Source organism: Paenibacillus polysaccharolyticus, from assembly GCF_023714295.1.
In the GTDB taxonomy this organism is placed as follows: domain Bacteria; phylum Bacillota; class Bacilli; order Paenibacillales; family Paenibacillaceae; genus Paenibacillus; species Paenibacillus polysaccharolyticus_A.
This window is the reverse complement of record NZ_JAMAUN010000033.1, coordinates 1-524: the sequence shown is the minus strand read 5'-3', so window position 1 is coordinate 524 and position 524 is coordinate 1. Positions and strand designations below refer to the sequence as shown.

Below are 524 nucleotides of genomic sequence, written 5' to 3'. Positions count from 1 at the left end.
AATCCTGCCCCCGCAATTGTAGCTTTCCTAACCGAAAGTGATCTGGAACCGTGGTGTAGTTGGCCTAACATGCCTGCCTGTCACGCAGGAGATCGCGGGTTCGAATCCCGTCGGTTCCGCCATTTTAATACTTTACACCGTGCCGGTGTAGCTCAACTGGTAGAGCAACTGACTTGTAATCAGTAGGTTGGGGGTTCAAGTCCTCTCGCCGGCACCATTGTAGTATTTTACAATTAGAGATATATAAGCTGTATAATATAGGATCTGATGGTAATACTAAAATACTCATGCAATATTGTTTTACTTTATGGCGATCGTGGCGAAGTGGTTAACGCACCGGTTTGTGGATCCGGCATTCGGGGGTTCAATTCCCCTCGATCGCCCCATAGCTTTCTTATTGGGGATTAGCCAAGCGGTAAGGCAACGGACTTTGACTCCGTCATGCATAGGTTCAAATCCTATATCCCCAGCCATTTACTATGAGTCATTAGCTCAGTTGGTAGAGCACCTGACTTTTAATCAGG

4 tRNA genes are annotated in these 524 nt (G+C 46.8%); all 4 read left to right on the top strand.

Going from position 1 to position 524, the window contains the following annotated elements:
- Nucleotides 1-44 precede the first annotated feature (44 nt).
- The 4 genes from M3629_RS28030 (at nt 45) to M3629_RS28015 (ending at nt 473) form a co-directional block, all read left to right on the top strand.
- A tRNA-Asp gene (locus M3629_RS28030) sits at nt 45-122 on the top strand.
- 19 nt (nt 123-141) lie between these two features.
- A tRNA-Thr gene (locus M3629_RS28025) sits at nt 142-217 on the top strand.
- Nucleotides 218-310: 93 nt separating this feature from the next.
- Nucleotides 311-386: transfer RNA gene (locus M3629_RS28020), tRNA-His, on the top strand.
- Between the two features lie 12 nt (nt 387-398).
- A tRNA-Gln gene (locus tag M3629_RS28015) sits at nt 399-473 on the top strand.
- Nucleotides 474-524: the final 51 nt, after the last annotated feature.